We start from the raw sequence: 17,567 nt of genomic DNA on the forward strand, positions 1-17,567 counted from the left end.
GTGCAGCCAACCGATCGACCCGAATGGAGATCCCCGCATGACCGACTACACCCCGACCAAGGACGACAAGTTCAGCTTCGGTCTCTGGACCGTGGGCTGGCAGGGCGTCGACGTCTTCGGCGGCGCCGTCCGGCCCCCGCTGGACCCGGTGGAGTCGGTGCACCGGCTCGCCGAGCTCGGTGCCGCCGCCGTCACCTTCCACGACGACGACCTGGTGCCCGACGACGCCACCCGCGACGCCACTCTCGAGCGGTTCAAGAAGGCGCTGGCCGAGACCGGCATGGGCGTGGAGATGGCGACCACCAACCTGTTCGGCGCCCCGGTGTTCAAGGACGGCGGCTTCACCGCCAACGACCGCGCCGTCCGCCGGTACGCCATCGCCAAGGTGCTGCGCAACATCGACCTGGCCGCCGAGCTGGGCGCGAAGACCTACGTGCTGTGGGGCGGACGTGAGGGTGCGGAGTCCGGTGGCACCAAGGACGTCGCCGCCGCGCTCGACCGCTACAAGGAGGGCCTGGACCTGCTCTGCTCCTACGTGCGGGAGAAGGGCTACGACATCCGGTTCGCCCTGGAGCCCAAGCCGAACGAGCCGCGCGGCGACATCCTGCTGCCGACCATCGGCCACGCGATCGCCTTCATCAACGAGCTCGAGGAGCCGACCCGCGTCGGGCTGAACCCCGAGGTCGGGCACGAGGAGATGGCCGGGCTCAACTTCGCCATGGGCATCGGCCAGGCGCTGTGGCACGACAAGCTCTTCCACGTCGACCTCAACGGCCAGCACGGCCCGCGCTTCGACCAGGACCTGCGCTTCGGCGCGGGCAACCTGCGCGGGGCGTTCTGGACCGTCGACACGCTGCTCGGCTCCGGGTCGGGGAAGGCCTACGACGGCTACCTGCACTTCGACTACAAGCCGCCGCGGACCGAGGACATCGACGGTGTCTGGGAGACCGCCCGCGCCTGCATGCGCAACTACCTGATCCTCAAGGAGAAGGCGCAGGCGTTCCGGGCCGATCCCGAGGTCGCCGAGGCGCTGGAGGCCGCGCGCGTGGCCGAGCTCGCCGTGCCGACCCTGGCCGAGGGCGAGAGCCTCGACGCCCTGCGCAACGAGGCCCACGACCCGGAGACCCTGGGTGCCCGCGGGCTGCAGTTCGAGCGGCTCGACCAGCTGGCGATGGAGCACCTGCTCGGCGTCCGCTGAGCAGACCGGCCCGGCGGCGGGCGGGCACCCCTGGACCTCCCAGGGTGCCCGCCCGTCCCGCGTTCAGGGGCGGGTGGTCCGCCGACACCAGTCGGCGACGGTGGCGAGGAGCTCCGCGTCGACGGGGGACCGCAGCTCCTTCCGGTAGGCGCTCATCGACGCCGGCCCGGCCTGCCGGCGCAGCGTGTGGGTGAGGTCGGGGACCAGGTGCGTCTCCACCGGCCCGCCCACGGTGGCCGCGACCACCGCCAGGTCCTCCGGCCGCACCTGCAGGTCCTTGGCGCCGGTGACCGCCAGGACCGGGACCGTGATCCGGGCGAGGTCCTCCCGTGGGTCATGTGCCAAGAACTCCCGGGTCCACCGGGCGTTGACCCGGGCGCCGCCGATGCGGGCGACGTCGGTGGTGGTGGCCTTGACCCGTGCGTGGTTGGCCGCGACCTTCGCCTCCAGGTCGGTGCGCAGGAGGCGGAGCAGGAACCGCACCGGCGCCGGGAGGGTCGGCGCGATCTGCCGCGCCTGCCACCGCAAGAGCTCCTCGCCGCGGGTGGCGCTCATGGCGAGCAGCACCAGCCCGGCCACGGGCGCGCCGCGGGCGGCGAGCGAGGCCGCGAGGATCGCGCCCTCGCTGTGCCCGGCGAGCAGCACCCGCTCCGGGTCGACCTCCGGCCGAGCGTGCAGGACGTCGAGCGCGGCGGCCAGGTCCTCGACGTTGTCGTGCAGACCGGCGGCCCGCCAGTCGCCGGGGCTGCCGCCGACCCCGCGCTTGTCGTAGCGCAGCGACGCGATGCCCGCCCCGGCCAGGGCGTGCGCCAGCTGGCGGGTGACGTCGAAGCGGGCGCGGCGGTGGTTCGAGTCGCGGTCGAGCGGGCCGGAGCCGGACGCCAGCAGGACGGCGGGCGCGGGCGGTGCTGCCTCGGGGAGCGAGAGGGTGCCGGCGAGCGGGGTGGCGCCGGGGATCTGGACCGGGACGTCGCGCACGTCAGGCGACCGGGTGCAGCGCGGCGGCCACGGCCGGGGCGTCGTCGGTGCCGACGAGCAGGGTGTCGTACCCCTGGCCCGTCAGGCGGACGCGGACCGCCGGCTGCCCCCGGCGCACGCAGACCAGCGTGCGCTCGCCGGGGCGCCGCCAGGTGCCGATCTTCCGGGCACCGGGGAGGGCCAGGCCGGGGGCGCGCAGGCCGCGCGTGGCCGGCAGGGCGTCGGCCACCACCTCGGCCGAGCCGACCGCCGAGCGCGGCACTTCTACGTCCCGTAGGAGGCCGGCGATCTTCTCGCCGAGGGTGAGGCGCACCGCGACGGTGGACGGTGTCAGTTGCAGCGTGGCCATGGCGGACACTATTCTCACGCGTGAGACTGTTGTCAAGGATGAGAACGGTGAGCGCGTGAACTCGGTGGACCTGCTGCTGCACCCCGTCCGGCTGCGCGTGGTGCAGGCCTTCCTCGGCGGCCGCACGCTCACCACGGGAGAGGTGCGCTCCGCGCTGCCCGACGTGCCGGTCGCGTCGCTCTACCGGCACGTCGGCGTCCTCGCCGACGCCGGGGTGCTCGAGGTGGTGGGGGAGCGGAGGGTCCGCGGCGCCGCGGAGCGCAGCTACCGCCTGGTGTCGTCGGCGGCGGAGGTATCGGCCGACGACCTCGCCACCATGACGGGCGAGGACCACCGGCGGGCGTTCACCACGTTCGTCGCCTCGCTGCTGGCGGACTTCGACCGCTACCTCGACCGCGGGGAGCCCGATCTGGTGCGCGACGGGGTCGGTTACCGCCAGGTCGGCCTCTGGCTCACCGACGCCGAGTTCGACGAGCTGCTCACCGAACTCCGCGGGGTGCTGCAGGCACGGCTGGCCAACCGGCCCGGCGACGAGCGCCGGCGCCGGCTGGTCGGCCTGGTGAACCTGCCCGGGGAGGAGCCTCCCGGGGAGGTCAGTCGCTGAGGCGGCGGCGGGCCTTCGCGGCCCGCTTGTTGGCCTTGTCGAGCGTCTTCGCGGCCTTGCGCACCCGCCGCGGCTCGCGCTCGAGGGTGCCGCGCACCAGCATGCCGATGCCGATGCCGAGCAGCCAGCTGTCCTTGGCGATCGCCAGCCCCTGCTCGGTGGGGGCGAGGCTGCCCTCCTTCCGCATGCCCGGCGTCTTCAGGTAGAGCCCGAGCAGCCCGCCGGAGAAGGCGGTGAGCGCAGCGCCGGCCACGGCGGTGGGCACGAACGGCGTGAGCAGCGCCGCACCGACGGCGATCTCGGCGGTGGACAGCGCCTTCGCGAACTGCTGCGGCTCCATCCGCGCGAGGAACGGGTACGTGCCGCTGGCGAAGCCGTGCATGCCGGCCGCCGCCTGCTCGTCGGCACCGCGCTTGCCGAGGCCGCTGTTGAGGATGAAGGCGCCGGCGGAGAGCCGGGGTGGGATCTCGGACAGGGTGATGGGCAGACCCACGGGAGCACACCTTTCTGGTCGGTGGAGCTGGTCCAGTGCTCAACCAGCATGACCCGACCAGTGCCCCCGCACACGTCGGGCAACCCCGTGCCCGACGTGTGCGTGTGGCGGCCTCGCGCCACCGGCGGTGCGGGCGCGGCGTGTCACTATGACGGCGTGGCGTCCACCTCTGCGTCTGCCGGCGTGCTGTTGCGTCACGTGCGGACCGGCCGCGCCCGGAGCCGGGCGGACCTGGTCGCGCTGACGGGCGCCTCCCGCAACACCGTGAGCGCACGGGTCGATCAGCTCATCGCCGCGAACCTGCTGGCGGAGGGCGGGCGTGGCTGGAGCACCGGCGGCCGCCCGCCGACGCTGCTGCGCTTCAACAGCGGCGCCGGTTGCGTGATCGCCGTCGACCTCGGGGTGACCAGCGTCGACGTCGCCGTCACCGACCTGTCCGCCCAGATCCTCGCGACCGTCGGCCACCCCATCGACATCGCCGACGGCCCCGGGCCGGTGCTGGCGGAGGTCGACCGGCTGGCCCAGCAGGTGCTCGCCGAGGCGGGGCTGACGGCGGGCGACGTCTGCGCGGTGGGCGTGGGCGTGCCCGGCCCGGTGGAGTTCTCGACCGGCCGACCCTCGCATCCGCCGATCATGCCGGGCTGGCACGACTACCCGATCCCCAGCGCGTTCGGCCGGTACGAGTGCCCGGTCTACGTCGACAACGACGTGAACGTCATGGCGCTGGGGGAGATCGGCGTCGCCGGCTCGGTGCAGGACGTGCTGGTCGTCAAGGTGGGGACGGGCATCGGCTGCGGCGTGATCGTCGACGGTCGGGTGTACCGGGGGGCGCAGGGCAGCGCCGGCGACATCGGGCACATCCACGTCGCCCAGCCCGACGGCCGCACCGTCGTGTGCCGGTGCGGGCAAGAGAACTGCCTGGAGGCGATCGCCGGCGGCGGCGCGCTGTTGCGGGACGCCGTCGCCGCGGGGTTGCCGGTGGAGACCGTCCGCGAGGTCGTGCGGCTCGCCGCCCAGGGGGACGGCGTGGCGCTGGAGCTGGTCCGCGGCGCGGGGCGCACGATCGGCACGGTGCTCGCCGCGCTGGTCAACTTCTTCAACCCGCACCGCATCGTCATGACCGGGGGTGTGGCGCAGGCCGGCGTCCCGCTGCTCGCGGGCATCCGGGAGGCCGTCTACCGCCGCTCGATGCCGCTGGCCGCCCGCGCCCTGGAGATCACCGTGAGCGAGGCTCCCGAGCGCTCCGGCCGCGTCGGTGCCGCGCTCATGGCGATCGAGGAGTTCCTGGACGAGGACTCGGTCCAGGCCCTGGCGCGCTGACCGGCGCCCTCAGGACTGCAGGGCCAGCACGAGGCAGCAGGCCGCCAGGACCAGGCACACCGGGGTCATCACGGCGCGCTCCGCCCGGCTGCGCGACGCGGCGTTCACCGCCACGCCGAGTCCGAAGTAGGCCGTCAGCACCCAGATCCCGGCGTTCACGCCCCCCGCGGCGCCCGGCACGGTGAGCTGCGTGGCGGACGCCCGGATGGTGAGCGCGAAGAGCGCGTACAGCGCGATCGACAGCGCGCTGCCGATGCGCAGCCGGCGGGGGAGCACGCGGTGGCGCCCGCCCCAGGCGAGGTGGCCGAGCGGGGCGCCGGCGACGAGCGCCGCCTGGAAGACGGCCAGGCCGGCCAGCAGGGCGACGGCGACGGCGGCCGGCACGACGATCACGCGCCGCACGGTAGCGGTCCGGCTCGCGCGGAAGGCGAGGAGAGCGCCCGGGCCGGCGTCGAGGTCTCGGTTCGGTAACCGGCGCCCGGAACCTTGACCCCCTGTGACGCGGCACATATGTTGCTCGCTCAGCGGACTAATGGTCAATGGTGAGCAGAAGTACCGGAGGTGGGCGCAGTGGCCGGTGCACCGGTGGGGCACGACGGCGCGGGAGGTGCGCCGCTCCTGGCGATGCACGGCATCGTCAAGACGTTTCCGGGGGTGCGCGCGCTCGACGGCGTCGATCTCGATGTGCGGGCCGGGGAGGTGCACTGCCTGCTCGGGCAGAACGGCGCCGGGAAGTCGACCCTGATCAAGGTGCTCGCGGGCGCGCACCAGCCCGACGGCGGGCGGATCGAGTGGCGCGGCGAGCAGGTCTCCCTGACCAACCCGCAGGTGGCGATGAAGCACGGCATCGCCACCATCTACCAGGAGCTCGACCTGGTGGCCGGCCTCACCGTGGCCGACAACATCTTCCTGGGCCGCGAGCGGTCGCGGTTCGGCCTCGCCCGGCCGGCGCCGGCCAACGAGGCCGCCGGCAAGCTGCTGGCCCGGCTCGGCCACCCGGAGATCCGGCCCACCGCGGAGGTCGGCTCGCTGCCCGCCGCCGCGCAGCAGATGGTCAGCATCGCCCGGGCGCTCTCCCAGGACGCGCAGCTGATCGTCATGGACGAGCCCTCGGCCGTCCTGGACAACGAAGAGGTCCAGCACCTGTTCGAGGTGATCCGGGACCTGACCCGCGACGGCGTCGCGGTCGTCTACATCTCCCACCGCCTCGAGGAGATCCGCGAGGTGGGCGACCGGATCACCGTGCTCAAGGACGGGCGCACCGTGGCCACCGGGCTGCCGGTGCGGGACACCACGACCCGCCAGGTGATCGAGCTGATGACCGGCCGCGACATCGAGTACGTCTTCCCCGAGCGCCGGGCCGTCCCCGCCGCGGAGCCGCTGCTCTCGGTGCGCGACCTGAGCCTGCGCGGCACGTTCCGGGGGGTGTCCTTCGACGTCCGCCCGGGCGAGGTGGTCGGCCTCGCCGGGCTGGTGGGCTCGGGGCGCTCGGAGATCCTTGAGACCGTCTACGGCGCGCGCCGGGCGACCGGCGGCACCGTCTCGGTGGCGGGCCAGCGGCTGCGCCCGGGCCGGGTCTCCGCCGCGGTGGCCGCCGGCGTCGGGCTTGCCCCCGAGGAGCGCAAGAGCCAGGCGCTGCTCCTCGGCGACGCCGTCTACCGCAACATGAGCATCGCCAGCCTGGCCCGGTTCGCCCGCGGCGGGTTCCTCTCCGGCAGCAACGAGAAGGACGCCGCGCGCGAGCAGGCGCAGGCCCTCGACGTCCGCCCGGGCGACGTCAGCCGGGAGGTGCGGACGCTGTCGGGCGGCAACCAGCAGAAGGTCGTCCTCGCCCGCTGGCTGCTGCGCGACTGCCGGGTCCTGCTCCTCGACGAGCCCACCCGCGGCGTCGACGTCGGCGCCCGCTCGGAGATCTACGCGCTGATCCGCGAGCTGGCCGACCGCGGGGTCGCCGTCGTCGTGGTCTCCAGCGAGATCCCCGAGGTGCTGGGCCTGGCCGACCGGGTGCTGGTGATCTCCGACGGATCGGTCGTCGCCGAGCGGCCGGCCGACGCGCTCGACGAGCACGCCGTGCTCGACCTCGTCATGGAGGGATCGGTAGGCCCGCGCCAGCGCGGCGACCGGCAGCAGCCCACCGCACAGCAGCACGAAGGGGACGTGGCATGACCGGCAGCACCGCGACGACCGGGGGAGCGGGCGCGCCCGCGACGCCGAAGGGCCGCGCGCCCGAGGGGAACGGCGGCAGGCGCGCCGGTTTCATGGCCGGGTCGGCGGGGCCGCTGGTCGGCCTCGTCGTCGCGCTGGCCCTGCTCTGCATCGTCGGCGCGGTCACCGCGCCGGAACGCTTCGTCGACATCAACAACGTGCTGACCATCCTGCGGCTGGCCGCGGTCGTCGGCGTGGTCAGCATCGGCATGACGTTCGTGATCATCGGCGGTGGCATCGACCTCTCGGTGGGCGCGCTGGTCGCGCTGTCGTCGGTGTGGGCGACCACGCTGGCCACCCAGGCCATGGCCGAGGACTTCCACTGGATCGTCATGGTGTTCACGGCGATCGCGGTCGGCGCCGGCGCGGGGCTGGTCAACGGGATCGTCATCGCCTACGGCCGGCTGGTGGCCTTCATCGCCACCCTCGCCATGCTGGTCTCGGCCCGCGGCCTGGCCGAGATCATCGCCAACCGCCGCACCCAGATCGTGCAGAACGAGGGCTTCCTCGACTTCTTCACCGGCGACGTCCTCGGCATCCCGATGCTGGTGATCATCTGGGCGCTCGTCTCGGTCGCCGGCTGGGTCCTGCTCAACCGCACGACCTTCGGCCGGCACACCTTCGCCGTCGGCGGCAACGCCGAGGCTGCCCGGCTGGCCGGCATCCGCGTGCAGTGGCACACCTTGAAGCTCTACGTGCTCTCCGGCGTCACCTGCGGCATCGGCGCGGTGATGCTCATGGCGCGGACGACGACCGGCACCTCCACCCACGGCACGCTGCTGGAGCTCCAGGTGATCGCCGCCGTCGTCATCGGCGGCACCCTGCTCACCGGTGGCCGCGGCACGATCGTCGGCACCGTCCTCGGCGTGCTGATCCTCATCACGCTGGGCAACATCTTCACGCTCAACAACCTGTCCAGCTCGGTCCAGGCCGTCGCGCAGGGCGTGATCATCGTGGTCGCCGTCCTGCTGCAGACGCGGCTGGCCGAGGGGCGCCGCGGCTCCGGCTGGCTGTCCCGCCTGCGCTCCGGCCGGGGCGAGTCGTCGTCCGGCGGCGCGGTCGCGGGGGGCACCCCGGCCGGCGCGGTGTCCGGCGGCTCGAGCGTGCCCGGCGCGCCGGGCGGCGACCGGCCCGGCACCGGCTCCGCCCCCTGATCCCCATGCACTGACTTCCCCACCCCCCAGAACCTGCCGGCGACCCGCCGGACGTGGCACACCGAGGAGAGATACATGTCTGCAGCGAGGCAGCGCCCCCACCGTCGTCTGATGTCCACCGCGGTCGCCCTGGCCGGCGCCTCCGTGCTCGTCGCCGGCTGCACCAGCAACGAGCCGGAGAGCTCCGGCGGTGGTGGTGGCGGCGGCACCGGCGCCGCGGCCAGCTCCAACGACGAGACCGGCGAGACCGTCCGGATCGGCTTCTCCGCGCCCGCCGCCGACCACGGCTGGATGGCCGGCATCACGGAGGCGGCACGGGACGCGGCCGGCGAGTACGAGGACATCGACCTGCAGGTCGCCGAGGGCACCAACGACGTCAGCACGCAGATCAGCCAGGTGGAGACCTTCATCAACGAGGGTGTCGATGCCATCGTGCTGCTGCCGTTCGACGGCGCTGCCATGACGCCGGTGGCGCTGCAGGCGATGGAGGCCGGCATCCCGGTCATCAACGTCGACCGCGAGTTCAACAGCCCGTTCGCCGCCCGCGCCACCGTCCTCGGCGACAACTACGGCATGGGCGTCTCCGCCGGCACCTACATCTGCGAGCAGGTCGGCGACAACCCCGACGCCGTCGTCGCCGAGATCGCCGGCATCGACTCGCTGCCGCTGACCCAGGACCGCAGCCAGGGTTTCGCCGACGCGCTGGCCGACTGCGGCCTCGACGTCGACAACCGGGTCGCGGCGGACTTCACCGTCGAGGGCGGCGAGGAGGCCGCGGCCAACCTGCTGCAGGCGGCACCCCAGATCGACGCCCTGTGGAACCACGACGACGACCAGGGCGTCGGCGTGCTCGCCGCCATCCAGAACGCCGGCCGCGACGAGTTCGTCATGGTCGGCGGCGCCGGCTCGGCGAACGCGATGCGGGAGATCCAGTCCGGGGACTCGGTGCTGCAGGCGACCGTCATCTACCCGCACACCCAGGCCGCCGACGGCATCCGCCTGGCCCGGCTGATCGCGCAGGGCAAGTCGATGTCGGACCTGGTCTCGCCTGAGGTCCCGCGGGAGATCGTGCTCAACGCGCCGGTCGTCACGGCCGAGAACGTCGACGAGTACATCGACCGCGCGTTCGAGTCCTGATCCGACGGGGCAGCGGGGGAGCGAGCGCGTTCCCCCGCTGCTCCACCCCCGCTGGGAGAAGCAGATGACCCGTACCCTCGGCGTCGGCCTGATCGGCTACGCCTTCATGGGCGCCGCGCACACGCACGCGTGGCGCACCGCCCCCCACTTCTTCGACCTGCCGCTGCGGCCGGAGCTGACCGTGCTGGCCGGGCGGGACGCCGCCAAGGTCGCCGAGGCCGCCGGCAAGCTGGGCTGGTCGAGCACCGAGACCGACTGGCACCGCGTCGTCGAGCGCGAGGACGTCGACCTGGTCGACGTCTGCACCCCCGGGAACACCCACGCCGAGATCGCGATCGCCGCGCTCGAGGCCGGCAAGCACGTGCTCTGCGAGAAGCCGCTGGCCAACACGGTGGCCGAGGCCGAGGCGATGGCCGAGGCGGCGGCGAAGGCCGCGACCCGCGGCGTCCGGTCGATGGTGGGCTTCACCTACCGGCGGGTGCCCGCGATCGGGCTGGCCCGCAAGCTCGTGGCCGAGGGCCGGCTCGGCCAGATCCGGCACGTCCGCGCGCAGTACCTGCAGGACTGGATCGCCGACCCCGCGGCACCGATGTCGTGGCGGCTGGAGAAGGACAAGGCCGGCTCCGGCGCGCTGGGCGACATCGGGGCGCACGTCGTGGACCTGACGCAGTACATCACCGGCCAGACGCTCACCGGGGTCAGCGCGACGCTGGAGACGTTCGTGACCGAGCGCCCGCTGCCCGCGTCGGCCGGATCGTTGTCCGGCGTCGGCGGGGAGGGGACGGGGCAGGTCACCGTCGACGACGCCGCGGTCTTCCTCGGCCGGTTCGCCGGGGGAGCGCTCGGCGTGTTCGAGGCGACCCGGTTCGCCCTCGGCCGCAAGAACGGCATCCGCATCGAGATCAACGGCTCGGCCGGCAGCCTGGCCTTCGACTTCGAGGACATGAACGTCCTGCAGTTCTTCGACGGCACCGAGCCCGCGGAGACCGCCGGCTTCCGGCGGATCATCGTGACCGAGCCGGAGCACCCCTACGTCGCCGCGTGGTGGCCGGCCGGGCACGGCCTGGGCTACGAGCACGGCTTCACCCACCAGGTCGTCGACCTGGTCACCGCCATCGGGGCGGGGGAGGACCCGGCCCCCTCGTTCGCCGACGGCCTGCAGGTCCAGCGGGTGCTCGACGCCGTCGAGCGCAGCGCGGCGGACCGCTCCACCTGGACCGAGATCGAGAGGAACTCCTGATGCCCCGTCCCGTCACGCTGTTCACCGGCCAGTGGGCCGACCTCCCCTTCGAGGAGATGTGCCGGCTGGCCTCCGGCTGGGGCTACGACGGCCTGGAGATCGCCTGCTGGGGCGACCACCTCGACGTCGAGCGCGCCGCGAACGACGACTCCTACGTGGCCGAACGCCTCGACATCCTGAAGCGGCACGGCCTGCAGGTCTTCGCGATCTCCAACCACCTCAACGGGCAGGCCGTCTGCGACGACCCGATCGACGAGCGGCACCGCGGCATGGTGCACCCGCGCGTCTGGGGGGACGGCGACCCCGAGGGCGTCCGGCAGCGCGCGGCGGAGGAGATGAAGCTGACCGCCCGGGCGGCGGCCAAGCTCGGCGTCGACGTCGTCGTCGGGTTCACCGGCAGCAAGATCTGGAAGACCGTGGCGATGTTCCCGCCGGTCCCCGAGTCGATGATCGAGGACGGCTACCGCGACTTCGCCGACCGGTGGAACCCGATCCTCGACGTCTTCGACGAGGTGGGGGTGCGGTTCGCGCACGAGGTGCACCCGAGCGAGATCGCCTACGACTACTGGACGACGGTGCGCGCGCTGGAGGCGATCGGTCACCGGGAGGCGTTCGGTCTGAACTGGGACCCGTCGCACTTCGTGTGGCAGGACCTGGACCCGGTCGGCTTCCTCTGGGACTTCAAGGACCGGATCTACCACGTCGACTGCAAGGACGCGAAGAAGCAGGTGGGCAACGGCCGCAACGGCCGGATGGGCTCGCACCTGCCCTGGGCCGACCCGCGGCGCGGCTGGGACTTCGTCTCCACCGGGCACGGCGACGTCCCGTGGGAGGCCTGCTTCCGCATGCTCAACACCATCGGCTACGCCGGCCCGATCTCGGTGGAGTGGGAGGACGCCGGCATGGACCGGCTCGTGGGTGCGCCCGAGGCGCTGGAGTTCGTCCGCCGGCTGGCCTTCGATCCGCCGTCGGCCGCGTTCGACGCCGCCTTCGCCAGCGGCGGCTGAGCTCCGGCGGTCCGGCCGCCGGTGGGGTGCAGGGAACCGGGTGGGCCGGCGGGAGACGTCCCGCCGACCCACCCGGTGGCGTTCTCCGGCGCGGCGCGGCGACGAGCGGTGCCGCGGCAGGGTCACTCCACCTGGACGGTGACCTCGATGCCTCGTTCCCGGTCGTCGCGCTGCGAGGAGTAGAAGACGTGCTCGCCGGGCTCCAGGGTGACGGTGAGGGTGCCGGTCAGCCCCGGCCGGATGACACCGGTGGTCGCGACCTGCTCCCCGTCGCGATCGACGGAGAGGTCGTGCTCCTGGCCGCCCTCGTTGACGACCTCGATCTCGTAGGGTCCCGCCGCCAGCTCGGTGGGCATGATGAGGCCGCCGTCCTCCAGCCGCACCGTCTCGGTGAGGACGTCGGTCTCCACGCCGGTCGAGGTCGCCGACGGCGAGCCGCCGCGCCCGGAGTCACCGGGCTGGGTGGGCAGCCCCGGCGCCGTGTCGGTCGGCACGGCGTCCTCCGTGGAACCGTTCTCCCCGCAGCCGCTCAGCAGGGCCAGCCCGACGGCGAAGGCGGCCGCCGTGGCCCGGCGTCGGTGGGACGGGGGACGGAGCGATCGGGGCACTGTGCCTCCTCCGGGTGCGGTGCTCCCGGCGCGGACGCCGTCGCCCGGCCCGCGCCGGATGAGCGTCGGATCCGACGTGCAGTCCAGTGCCCAGCGACCCGCGGACCAACCGTCGACCGCTCACCCGCGGCGGCACCGGGTCGGCGCCGCCGCGGCGCGGTCAGCGACCTCGGCGGGACCGCGAGCTGAACGAGGCGGCCGAGGTCGTCCCGGCCCGCGCGGCCAGCTCGGCGCGGGTGCGGGCCGGGCCGCTCGCGCGGCCGGAGCCCGCCGCGCCACCGCGGCCGGAGGACGCCGCGGGCTTGGCCGAGCCCGAGCCGGAACCCGAGCCGCCGCGACGGCGACGGCCGCCACCGGAGCCCTGCGGCTGCGGCTCCGGGGCCGGAGCCGGCTCGACGTAGGGCGCCGCCGGGCCGGCGAGCTCGGCGATCTGCTCGGCCCCGGGGCGGACCTGGCTGACGATCGGGGAGATCCCGGCCTGACGGGTCAGGGTGCGCACCTCGCCCACCATGTCGGGGGTCGTGATCGTGACGACGGTGCCGCCGGCGCCGGCCCGGGCGGTGCGGCCCGACCGGTGCAGGTAGGCCTTGTGCTCGGTCGGCGGGTCGACGTGCACGACCAGCGCGACGTCGTCGACGTGGATGCCCCGGGCGGCGATGTCGGTCGCGCACAGCACCCGGCTGGAGCCGTTGCTGAACGCCTCGAGGTTGCGCTCACGGGCGTTCTGGCTGAGGTTGCCGTGAAGGTCGACGGACGGGATGCCCGCCGCGGTGAGCTGCTTGGCCAGCTTCTTGGCCTGGTGCTTGGTCCGGGTGAACAGCACGCTGCGGCCCAGCCCCGACGCCAGCTGCCGCACGACCTCGGCCTTGTCCGCGCTCTGCACGTGGAAGACGTGGTGGGTCATCGTGCTGACCGGCGCCACCGCGGGGTCGACCGAGTGGGTCGTCGGGTTGTCGAGGTAGCGCTTGACCAGCACGTCGACGCCGTTGTCCAGCGTGGCGCTGAAGAGCATGCGCTGCCCGACCTTCGGGGTGCGGTCCATGATGCGCTTGACGCCGGGCAGGAAGCCCAGGTCGGCCATGTGGTCGGCCTCGTCGAGGATGGTCACCTCGATGGCGCCCAGGTCGCAGTGACCCTGGCCGATCAGGTCCTCGAGCCGGCCGGGGCAGGCGATGACGATGTCGACCCCGCGGGCCAGCGCCTGCACCTGTGGGTTCTGGCCGACGCCGCCGAAGATCGTCGTCGCCGACATGCCCAGCGCCCGGGCCATCGGGTCGACGACCGCGAAGACCTGGTTGGCCAGCTCACGGGTCGGCACGAGCACCAGCGCGCGCGGGCGCTTGGCCTGGCGGCGGGTGCCGGAGGCGGCGAGCCGGGCGACCAGGGGGATGGAGAAGGCGAGGGTCTTGCCCGAGCCGGTGCGGCCGCGGCCGAGGACGTCGCGCCCGGCCAGGCTGTCGGGCAGCGTGGCGACCTGGATGGGGAACGGCGCGGTGATGCCGCTGGTCTCGAGCACCTCCACCATCGGCGCGGGGACGCCGAGGGCGGCGAAGGTGGTGTCGGTGGGGAGCACGGTCGCGTCGGCCCCGACGGGGACGACGACGGGCGCGGGGGCGGCGGCGGGCGCCGGGCGGTTCTGGTTCTGCTGCTCGCCGGCCGGGCGGGTGCCGCGGCCGCGGCCGCCACGACGGCGGCGGGCGCCGCCCTCGCTGGGGGCGGGGGTGTTCTGCATGGAGGTCAATGGAGTCCTTCGACGCTCGAGTGGCTGCGCGACCACCGCAGTCGAGCGAGCGCCGGCGCACCTGCGCGTGGGCAGGGCGGGCTCGCATCGTCGGCGAGACGTCGGTCAGCCGGGCGCACCAAGGTGGCGCAGCCTCAGCCCGACGTCGATTCCTGCCGCTCCGGATGAGCGAGGGCGGCGCCGGTACACACCACTCAACCAGACCCGGCCGCCGTGTGGTCCCACCGGGAGGGAGTGTCAGGTCACATCGGGTGAGGACGCGGCACCTCCCGGGAGGCGCTTCCGGCTCAGTGCGCGGCGGCCGGCTGCCCCGCGGGCGTGCGGCCGAGGACCAGGTCGGCCGCACGCTCGGCGATCATGATCGTCGGCGCGTTGGTGTTGCCGCGCACCAGCGTCGGCATGACCGAGGCGTCGACCACCCGCAGGCCCTCGATGCCGCGCACCCGCAGCTGCGGGTCGACGACGGCCATGTCGTCGGAACCGTCGTCGGTGCCCATCCGGCAGGAGGACACCGGGTGGTAGAGCGACTCGAGGGTGTCGCGCACCTTCTGCCGCAGCGCTTCCCGCCCGTGCACCGTGCCGCCGGGGGACCACTCCTCGGCCAGCACCGAGGACAGCGGGGCGACCGACGCGATCTCGCGGGCCCGCTCGACGCCGGAGACCAGCGCGTCGAGGTCGCGCTCGTCGGTGAGGTAGCCGGCGTCGATGGCCGGGGCCCACGTCGGGTCGGCCGAGCGCAGCCGCACCGAGCCGCGCGAGTGCACCCGCACGAGCACGACGGCCGCGGTGAAGGCCTCGGCGTCGGGATCGACCTCCGCCTGCTTCCAGAACTTCACCGGCAGGAAGTGCAGCTGCAGGTCCGGCTCGGCCACGTCGGGGCGGGACCGGGTGAACAGCCCTGCCTCGGCGAGGTTGGAGGTGAGCGGGCCGCGACCGGCCGCCTTCCACTTCGCGAGGTTGACCGGTGTCTCGGCCAGCCGCAGCGACCTCCCCGAGCGCACGGTCCAGATGACCGGCACCAGCGGGTGGTCCTGCAGGCCGGCGCCCACCCCCGGCAGGTCGTGGACGACGTCGACGCCGACCTCGCGCAGGTGATCGGCCGGGCCGATGCCGGAGAGCATCAGCAGCTGCGGGGAGTTGACCGCGCCGCCGGAGAGCACCACCTCCCGGGTGGCGCGCACGGTGTGCAGCCGGCCGCCGCAGCGGTACTCGACCCCGGTGGCCCGCCCGTTCTCGACCAGCACCCGGGTGGTCAGCGCCCCGGTGCGCACGGTCAGGTTCGGCCGGCCGGCGGCGGGGTGCAGGTAGGCGTCGGCAGCCGACCAGCGGCGGCCGCGGCGCTGCGTCACCTGGAACGGGCCGACGCCCTCCTGCGTGGCGCCGTTGAAGTCCGGGTTGCGCGGGTAGCCGCTGGCCACCGCCGAATCGACGACCGCCGTGGTCCACGGGTGGGGCGAGCGCAGGTCCTCGACCCGCAGCGGGCCGCCGACGCCGTGCCACTCGTCGGCCCCGCGGGCGTTGTCCTCCATCCGCCGGAACAGCGGCAGCACCTGCTCGTAGGACCACGACGGGTCGCCGGTCAGCTCGGCCCACTCGTCGTAGTCGGCCCGGGCGCCGCGGATGTAGATCATCGCGTTGATCGACGACGAGCCGCCGAGCAGCTTGCCGCGCGGCCAGAAGAGCCTCCGGCCGCCCAGGCCGGGCTGCTCGTCGGTCGTGTAGTTCCAGTCGTGCCGGGTGCGCCAGACCTTGTACAGCCCGGCGGGGATCTTGACCTCGAGGACGTCGTCGGGGCCGCCGGCCTCCAGCACGAGCACCCGCAGCGACGGGTCCTCGCTCAGCCGCCCGGCCAGCGCGCTGCCGGCCGACCCGGCACCGACGACGACGACGTCGTACTCGTCGCTTCCCTGCGGGCCGTTCACCGGTGCCGCCCGTGGACCATGCCCATGACGCGGGCGAGGGCGTCGGCGGCCTTCTCCGGCCGGCCGAAGCTCATCAGGTTCACCGGGAGCGCGTAGCGCTGGCGGGTGATGGCCTTGGCGCGGGTGAACTCCTTGAGCCCGTCCTCGCCGTGGATGCGGCCGAAGCCGGAGTCGGCCACGCCGCCGAAGGGCAGGGCGGGGACCGAGGCGAAGGTGAGCACCGAGTTGATCGACGTCATGCCGCTGCGCATCCGGCGGGCGAGGTCCATCGCCTTGTCCTTGGACTCCGAGAAGACCGCCCCGGCCAGGCCGTAGGTCGTGTCGTTGGCGCGCCGCAGCGCCTCCTCCGCGTCGCGCACCTTCGTGATGGTGAGCGTGGGGCCGAAGGTCTCCTCGCGGATCGCCGCCGAGTCCTCGGGGACGTCGAGCAGCACGGTGGGCGCCACGTAGCCCTCGGCCGGGAACGCCTCGGCGTCGGTGCCGCCGGTGACCACGCGGGCGCCGGCGGACTCGGCGTCGGCGACGTGCGAGCGGACCACGTCGATCTGCCCGGGCATGGTCATCGGGCCGTAGGTCGCCCCGCCGTCGGCACCCGGTCGCAGGGTGCGCACCTGGGCGGTGACCGCGTCCACGAAGCGGTCGTAGACCGCCTCGGTTGCGTACACCCGCTCGATGCCGATGCAGGTCTGGCCCCCGTTGCTCATCGCGCCCCAGACGGCCGCGTCCGCGGCGGCGGCCACGTCGGCGTCGTCGTCGACGATCATCGCGTCCTTGCCGCCGAGCTCCATGAGCACCGGGGTGAGGGTCTCGGCGCAGGCGGCCATGACCTTCCTGCCGGTCGCCGCGGAGCCGGTGAAGGCGAGCTTGTCGACGGGCACCCGGCACAGCGCGGCGCCGGTGGACCCGAAGCCGGTGACGAGCTGGAAGGCGTCGGCGCAGTCGGGGACGGCCGCCCGCCAGGCGGCGGCCAGCCAGGCGCCGACGGCCGGCGTGTGCTCGGAGGGCTTGAAGACGACGGCGTTGCCGGCGGCCAGCGCGTAGGCGATCGAGCCCATCGGCGTGAACACCGGGTAGTTCCACGGGCCGATGACGCCGACGACGCCCAACGGCTGGTACTCCAGGTAGGCGGCGTGGTTCGCGGCCAGCAGGCCGGGGTTGACCTTGCGCGGGCCCAGGGTCTTGCGCGCGTGCCCGGCGGCCCAGGCGAGGTGGTCGACGGCGAGGGTGATCTCGAGGATCGCGTCGGCGTGCGGCTTGCCGTTCTCCCGGTGCACCAGGTCGGCCAGCTCGTGCATGCGCCGGGCCAGGTAGCCGCGGTAGGCCGAGAGTCGCTCCTTGCGGCCGTCGAAGCCCAGCGCCGCCCACTGCTGCGCGGCGCTGCGGGCCCGCGCGACGGTCGCGCCGACGGCGGCCTCGTCGTGCACGGGGAAGACGCCGACGACCTCGCCGGTGGCCGGCGCCGTCGACTCGAACGTCTCGGTGGTGGCGTGCCGGCCGACCGTTCCCGCGGTGGAGCCGGTGACCGTGTCCATCTGCTCGGCGAGCGACATGTGACGCACGTTACCCGCGAGTCACAGACACCGGCGCCGGGGTTCGCCCGGTCGGGGAAAG

The 17,567-nt window shown here is 73.9% G+C and carries 16 protein-coding genes; 8 read left to right on the forward strand and 8 right to left on the reverse strand.

All coding sequences use genetic code 11. From position 1 onward, the window contains the following. The first annotated feature begins 37 nt into the window (after positions 1-37). Positions 38-1,198: a xylose isomerase gene (gene xylA / locus ACI8AG_RS07980; protein ID WP_456589437.1), complete on the forward strand. Its 1,161-nt coding sequence runs from the start codon at positions 38-40 to the stop codon at positions 1,196-1,198. Positions 1,199-1,261: 63 nt separating this feature from the next. Here the strand turns inward: xylA and ACI8AG_RS07985 are convergent, their stop codons facing one another. Together ACI8AG_RS07985 and ACI8AG_RS07990 are read right to left on the reverse strand one after the other, a co-directional pair. Then, complete coding sequence (locus tag ACI8AG_RS07985; RefSeq protein ID WP_456596592.1) at positions 1,262-2,176, reverse strand: alpha/beta hydrolase family protein; 915 nt, start codon at positions 2,174-2,176, stop codon at positions 1,262-1,264. A gap of 1 nt (position 2,177) precedes the next feature. Then, positions 2,178-2,525, reverse strand: coding sequence for a hypothetical protein (locus ACI8AG_RS07990; protein ID WP_456596593.1), 348 nt, complete (start codon positions 2,523-2,525; stop codon positions 2,178-2,180). A gap of 55 nt (positions 2,526-2,580) precedes the next feature. Here ACI8AG_RS07990 and ACI8AG_RS07995 point away from each other — a divergent pair, with 55 nt between their 5' ends. Next, positions 2,581-3,129: a helix-turn-helix domain-containing protein gene (locus ACI8AG_RS07995; protein ID WP_456589440.1), complete on the forward strand. Its 549-nt coding sequence runs from the start codon at positions 2,581-2,583 to the stop codon at positions 3,127-3,129. On the opposite strand, the gene ACI8AG_RS08000 is transcribed toward ACI8AG_RS07995, so the two are convergent. Next, the gene (locus ACI8AG_RS08000; protein ID WP_456589441.1) at positions 3,119-3,622 is read right to left on the reverse strand and encodes a hypothetical protein; all 504 of its coding nucleotides are present in this window, start codon (positions 3,620-3,622) and stop codon (positions 3,119-3,121) included. The genes ACI8AG_RS07995 and ACI8AG_RS08000 overlap by 11 nt on opposite strands. 183 nt (positions 3,623-3,805) lie before the next feature. Between ACI8AG_RS08000 and ACI8AG_RS08005 the strand changes: the two genes are divergently transcribed. Beyond that, positions 3,806-4,942 (forward strand): ROK family protein, encoded by a 1,137-nt coding sequence (locus ACI8AG_RS08005; RefSeq protein WP_456596594.1) that lies wholly within the window; start codon positions 3,806-3,808, stop codon positions 4,940-4,942. Between the two features lie 9 nt (positions 4,943-4,951). On the opposite strand, the gene ACI8AG_RS08010 is transcribed toward ACI8AG_RS08005, so the two are convergent. Next, on the reverse strand, positions 4,952-5,335 hold the full coding sequence (locus ACI8AG_RS08010; RefSeq protein ID WP_456589443.1) for a hypothetical protein: 384 nt from the start codon (positions 5,333-5,335) through the stop codon (positions 4,952-4,954). Positions 5,336-5,512: 177 nt separating this feature from the next. Between ACI8AG_RS08010 and ACI8AG_RS08015 the strand changes: the two genes are divergently transcribed. The 5 genes from ACI8AG_RS08015 to ACI8AG_RS08035 all read left to right on the forward strand — a co-directional run bounded on the left by ACI8AG_RS08015 (position 5,513) and on the right by ACI8AG_RS08035 (position 11,685). Continuing rightward, a complete protein-coding gene (locus ACI8AG_RS08015; protein ID WP_456596595.1) occupies positions 5,513-7,108 on the forward strand; it encodes a sugar ABC transporter ATP-binding protein in 1,596 nt (531 codons plus the stop codon). Beyond that, positions 7,105-8,301 (forward strand): ABC transporter permease, encoded by a 1,197-nt coding sequence (locus ACI8AG_RS08020; protein WP_456589445.1) that lies wholly within the window; start codon positions 7,105-7,107, stop codon positions 8,299-8,301. Before ACI8AG_RS08015 ends, ACI8AG_RS08020 begins: the two co-directional genes overlap by 4 nt. Positions 8,302-8,412: 111 nt before the next feature. Then, the gene (locus tag ACI8AG_RS08025; protein WP_456589446.1) at positions 8,413-9,438 is read left to right on the forward strand and encodes a substrate-binding domain-containing protein; all 1,026 of its coding nucleotides are present in this window, start codon (positions 8,413-8,415) and stop codon (positions 9,436-9,438) included. Positions 9,439-9,502: 64 nt separating this feature from the next. Then, positions 9,503-10,678 carry a Gfo/Idh/MocA family protein gene (locus ACI8AG_RS08030; protein WP_456596596.1) on the forward strand — a complete coding sequence of 392 codons (1,176 nt, stop codon included), beginning with the start codon at positions 9,503-9,505 and terminating at the stop codon, positions 10,676-10,678. Continuing rightward, positions 10,678-11,685: a sugar phosphate isomerase/epimerase family protein gene (locus tag ACI8AG_RS08035; RefSeq protein WP_456596597.1), complete on the forward strand. Its 1,008-nt coding sequence runs from the start codon at positions 10,678-10,680 to the stop codon at positions 11,683-11,685. The genes ACI8AG_RS08030 and ACI8AG_RS08035 overlap by 1 nt, the downstream gene beginning before the upstream one ends. A gap of 122 nt (positions 11,686-11,807) precedes the next feature. Here ACI8AG_RS08035 and ACI8AG_RS08040 read toward each other — a convergent pair whose 3' ends face one another. The 4 genes from ACI8AG_RS08040 to ACI8AG_RS08055 form a co-directional block, all read right to left on the reverse strand. Beyond that, the gene (locus ACI8AG_RS08040) at positions 11,808-12,293 is read right to left on the reverse strand and encodes a hypothetical protein (RefSeq protein ID WP_456596598.1); all 486 of its coding nucleotides are present in this window, start codon (positions 12,291-12,293) and stop codon (positions 11,808-11,810) included. Positions 12,294-12,453: 160 nt separating this feature from the next. Next, positions 12,454-14,025, reverse strand: a complete 1,572-nt coding sequence (locus ACI8AG_RS08045) for a DEAD/DEAH box helicase (protein ID WP_456596599.1) — start codon at positions 14,023-14,025, stop codon at positions 12,454-12,456. 296 nt (positions 14,026-14,321) lie between these two features. Further along, positions 14,322-15,956, reverse strand: a complete 1,635-nt coding sequence (locus ACI8AG_RS08050; RefSeq protein ID WP_456596600.1) for a GMC family oxidoreductase — start codon at positions 15,954-15,956, stop codon at positions 14,322-14,324. Further along, positions 15,953-17,506: an aldehyde dehydrogenase family protein gene (locus tag ACI8AG_RS08055; RefSeq protein ID WP_456596601.1), complete on the reverse strand. Its 1,554-nt coding sequence runs from the start codon at positions 17,504-17,506 to the stop codon at positions 15,953-15,955. The genes ACI8AG_RS08050 and ACI8AG_RS08055 overlap by 4 nt, the downstream gene beginning before the upstream one ends. Between the last annotated feature and the right edge of the window lie 61 nt (positions 17,507-17,567).

Source organism: Blastococcus sp. SYSU DS0552 (genome assembly GCF_054050815.1).